Source organism: Okeania sp. SIO2C2, from assembly GCF_010692625.1.
In the GTDB taxonomy this organism is placed as follows: Bacteria; Cyanobacteriota; Cyanobacteriia; order Cyanobacteriales; family Microcoleaceae; genus Okeania; species Okeania hirsuta.
Map to the genome: position 1 here is coordinate 1 of NZ_JAAHGM010000136.1, position 3,980 is coordinate 3,980.

General features: G+C 36.0%; 4 protein-coding genes and 1 pseudogene. 2 read left to right on the forward strand and 3 right to left on the reverse strand.

What is annotated here, in order from left to right; translation table 11 throughout:
• Positions 1–474 precede the first annotated feature (474 nt).
• From F6K18_RS35775 to F6K18_RS35785, 3 genes are all read right to left on the reverse strand, one after another.
• Positions 475–897: a DUF4359 domain-containing protein gene (locus tag F6K18_RS35775; RefSeq protein ID WP_287528092.1), complete on the reverse strand. Its 423-nt coding sequence runs from the start codon at positions 895–897 to the stop codon at positions 475–477.
• 159 nt (positions 898–1,056) lie between these two features.
• Positions 1,057–2,016 carry a M48 family metalloprotease gene (locus F6K18_RS35780; protein WP_124143596.1) on the reverse strand — a complete coding sequence of 320 codons (960 nt, stop codon included), beginning with the start codon at positions 2,014–2,016 and terminating at the stop codon, positions 1,057–1,059.
• A 256-nt stretch (positions 2,017–2,272) separates the two neighbouring features.
• Entirely contained in the window at positions 2,273–2,746 is a 474-nt protein-coding gene (locus F6K18_RS35785; protein WP_287528094.1) for a hypothetical protein, read from the reverse strand.
• 376 nt (positions 2,747–3,122) lie between these two features.
• Between F6K18_RS35785 and F6K18_RS35790 the strand changes: the two genes are divergently transcribed.
• Complete coding sequence (locus tag F6K18_RS35790; protein WP_287528096.1) at positions 3,123–3,560, forward strand: DUF4079 domain-containing protein; 438 nt, start codon at positions 3,123–3,125, stop codon at positions 3,558–3,560.
• Between the two features lie 352 nt (positions 3,561–3,912).
• Positions 3,913–3,980: pseudogene (locus F6K18_RS35795) on the forward strand (helix-turn-helix domain-containing protein); the annotation flags it as partial.

A 3,980-nucleotide genomic window follows, 5' to 3' on the forward strand; every position in this document is an offset into this window, starting at 1 on the left:
CCTATGATTTTCAGGATGATAAATAATTTCAAAAACAAAGATAATTCCAGTATGAATTCGGTCTTTAAATCTTAATTTCAGTAGTTAGTGTAAATATTACGCTAACTTTTTTTGTCCAAAGTCCAATTAAGTAAAAAAGGGAGAAAAGGAGTTAAGAATTTGGCTAAAGTTGCGATGTCAATTCCCATTTTTTCTAAATCCTAATTACGGTTTGCTAAATAAATTTAAAAAACTTACACAGTAAGCGATTAAAGGCATTTTGAATTAGAAATTGGATAGTCCTGCATAGTAATGGTAGGATACATATTTTTTAATTTCTCCCACACTCCTGATCTCCCCATCCCCCCATCCCCCCAAACTCCCGGTGCTTCCTTTACCATTACTATGCACCACCACCCTGCAGTTATTTATAGCATGACCTGCTATAATTTTATACTATTTTAGCCTTTTGTGCAATAAAACCATGAATTGTAATTAATTTTGCTCGATTTTCTGTGGTGGAAATGTCAGAAAATTTCCCACTGCCCCAATAGTCTGATATCTATTACCACGAAACTCAGTTGTATAAACACTAAATAATATTAAATTCTGACGTTGAGTGGCATTATCCATTAATTCTTTAATCGTAGTTCTTTGACTCTTAATTAGCTTTTCACAACTTTGAACTAAATCACCTGTAAAATCACTCAAAAAATCTGGAACTTTTGACTCTTTACAAACAGATTCTCTAATCTCACTTGCCAGTTTATTAGAAGCATAATTAACATATTCACTTCTAGGAGGATTAGTAAATCCCATGACTGTCGCTGCTACTGTCAGAGCGATCGCTCCTGCTTTGCTCAGACCCCAAAATATAGGTGCTTTGCTATAACCATTCTTATTTTTATCTTGTAACATAATTATAAATACCTGATTATTTTGTATAGTTTTAGATACAGAAAACAGTAGACTAATATTTCTTACTAAGAGAAACAAATATTTGTACATATTTCATACTATTAACTACATCTAGATACAAGCTAGTTTCCGGATAAATTTAGGAAGTAGAGTATATTTTTAATTCCCCTTAATTCGATTAATTTCCTTTTGCAGTTCCTGAATTTGACGGCGCAACTCTTCAGATTCATTTTTTGGGGATTCAACTTCAACCTCAACAGCACCCTCAGCACCAGCTCTTTTGTAGTTACCAGCACGAATTTGACGATATTCTGAAGAATTTGCCCAGTTTTGTAAATACTGTAGCCTTTCTACAGGGAAAGGATGACTCAACATTACACCCTGACCACCATTATAAAGCAAGAATTTATACACTTGATTTAGGCCATCTTGGTCTAAGTCTTGATAATTATCGGACTGACGAATAAACTCTTGTAAACTACACTCATTGGCATACTTACTACTTACCCCAGCCAACTTCATCATAGTTTCCATGACTAAATTTAGGTCATCCATCACTAACAAAGCCGCCCGGTCTGCTGATAACTCAGCTTTGCGTCGCCACTCATAGAAAGCATAAATCAATCCACTACTAACTACATTACCCAAACCAAATGTTACTTCCCCAATCATAGAAGCTATACCCATTGCCCAAATTGCCATTTGGTTTAAAGTTGGGTGGCCACACTTAATATGTCCTAATTCGTGAGCTAGTACAGTCTTTAATTCTTTCTCATTTAATAAGTCTAAAAGACCAGTATTTAGGATAATTAAAGGTTGTTCTTTGCCTAGAGAATAGCTATTTACTTGAGGATTTTGAGATACAAATAAAGTAGGTTCCGGGAGTATATCTAAATCTCTAACGCATCCCCGAAATATTTGATAGATACTAGCATATTGACGAGGCCCAACTTGAATACTATTTCCCATTAAATAAACATATTGTGGCCGTTCGTAAACAAATTCTACAAATTTGCTGGCAATCAAGTCAAACCCAGGCACGCTGCGTAAAGCATTTTCTGCTTCCCGGTCCAAGGGATGGCGAAAAGCTTCACTAGAAATTCCAGTATAGGTAGGCATGATAAAATTTTTTGGCGTTGCTGAATTAGTGTATGATATTAATTTTAATACTTTAGGAGTTAGGAGTTAGGAGAGGAGTAGGCGAGTAGGGGAGTAAGGGAGTGTGAGAAGTGTGGAGAGTTAAAATTTTCTACCTTAATACTGTGACGATTTCCCACAAACAAACAGCACAAAGCCTGCTGAAGTTATTGTCAGTTGAGCTGCTCTGAGCTTGGAAATATTTTTTGGTGATGATCAGACTGCCTTTGAAACCAGACTAGATGAAAATTTGTTTGCTGGGTTGCCTTGCGGTAGCTGGATTCGATTTAGTATCTATAAATTGCACAGAATCAAAAGTATTAATCCACAGATGAGCGCCACAACTTGCTGGTTTGTAAGGTCGATAGACTATTTGGCAAGGACCTGAAATATATAACTCATAACCATAATAGTTATGACCGCTGTGCTTGAGTGACACTACAGGTTCCAATTCTGTTGGAGGCTTAGTTTTATTACTTTGAATTTTGTTTTGATTAACATGAATCATTTTTGGTGTGGTAGATTCTCTCTTGCGCCACATACCTTTCGGACCCCGCCGAGCCGGAATTATTACAGGCATTCCACTCGAAGATACTGGTATTTCCCAGAATCTACCTTTTTTCTGTGCTCCTTTAACTCTTCCTTGAGCTAATAAAACTAATAAACGTTGACGAGATATACCTAATAAAAAAGATGCTTCTCTAGTACCCATGATTTTTTTCCTTAACTGTTGGACAATAGTTAAATATCCAAAAATAGAACAACATTAACAGGACTTACACAAAGACACTGTGTATAGAGTCCAGTAACTATTGGACAATAGTTATGAATACTATATATAGCGTATCTGCGTAAGTCCTAATTAAATAGTGTTAATTATTATTATTATGTTTATGTTTACTTCTCCCCCACTCCCCTACTCTCCTACTTCCCCTCCTGGGAGTCCCCTGCTCAAGAAAGCGTAGATAAAGTTTTTGAGAAATGGTCTAATAAATTAGACATCTGGTAAAAATCAAGAATAAAATAAATTATTCTTCTCTTTTCCCTGTTTCCTCTTTTCTGGGTTGTCAACATTACAATCAATATACATGAATTTACCTTCTTTTCTCTGGCTTTGGAAAATAGCAGCTTGGTCTATGGGTCTTTCCCTATTTGCCTATTCATTATTAGCAGTAACAGGTGGTTGGATGTTTTTTACCCGCCATAACAAACAAAAACGTCCTCAATGGTTACGACCTTTTCATTATATTATTGGTGGTATAATGGTATTTTTAGTAATTTTGTTACTGGCAATTGGTTTGGTAGGAACTATTGGTTATTATGGTAACTTGGGTCATTCCGCTCATTTACCCGCTGGTTTAACTGTTGTAGCTTTGGTTTTGGTTTCTGCTTGGAGTGCGACTCAGATAAATTCAAAACAACTTTGGGCGCGATCGCTCCATATCACAACTAATATTATTCTGTTGTTTAGTTTCGCAACAGTATCTTTGACAGGTTGGAGCGTCGTGCAAAAGTATTTGCCTTGAAGCAAAGAATTAAGGTGGGCATTATAACATACGAAACTCGATCTTAAAAAAATTGGTAAATCCACTGATGCAGAGCTAATCAAAAAAAGTTTATGTTGAAATCAAACACACATTTTTCTTGACCCAAACATTAGTCGGTTTCTAGCAATGAGCAAAAACTTATCTGAAAGCTTTCCATATATATCCATAGGTGCAACAACTGGCGCAACCTTTTCTACTACAGTCGGCAATATTGGATTAATAGGTAGTTTTGGAGCATTGACTTAATCAGAGAATAACGATATAATACGTATTTAAGCATACTTTTAGACAGGCTGCACTCACTCAGAAATGAAATCCATGATTAACAAAGCTGAAACTTAATAATAAACAGAAAGCTCTGATGGCTCAACACGCAGGCTATTCACGCTGGTGTTATGT

Excerpts from the sequence above, each read along its gene's own strand:
- F6K18_RS35785 (WP_287528094.1), bottom strand. The coding sequence starts at position 2,746 with ATGGGTACTAGAGAAGCATCTTTTTTATTAGGTATATCTCGTCAACGT.
- F6K18_RS35790 (WP_287528096.1), top strand. The coding sequence starts at position 3,123 with ATGAATTTACCTTCTTTTCTCTGGCTTTGGAAAATAGCAGCTTGGTCT.
- F6K18_RS35780 (WP_124143596.1), bottom strand. The coding sequence starts at position 2,016 with ATGCCTACCTATACTGGAATTTCTAGTGAAGCTTTTCGCCATCCCTTG.
- F6K18_RS35775 (WP_287528092.1), bottom strand. The coding sequence starts at position 897 with ATGTTACAAGATAAAAATAAGAATGGTTATAGCAAAGCACCTATATTT.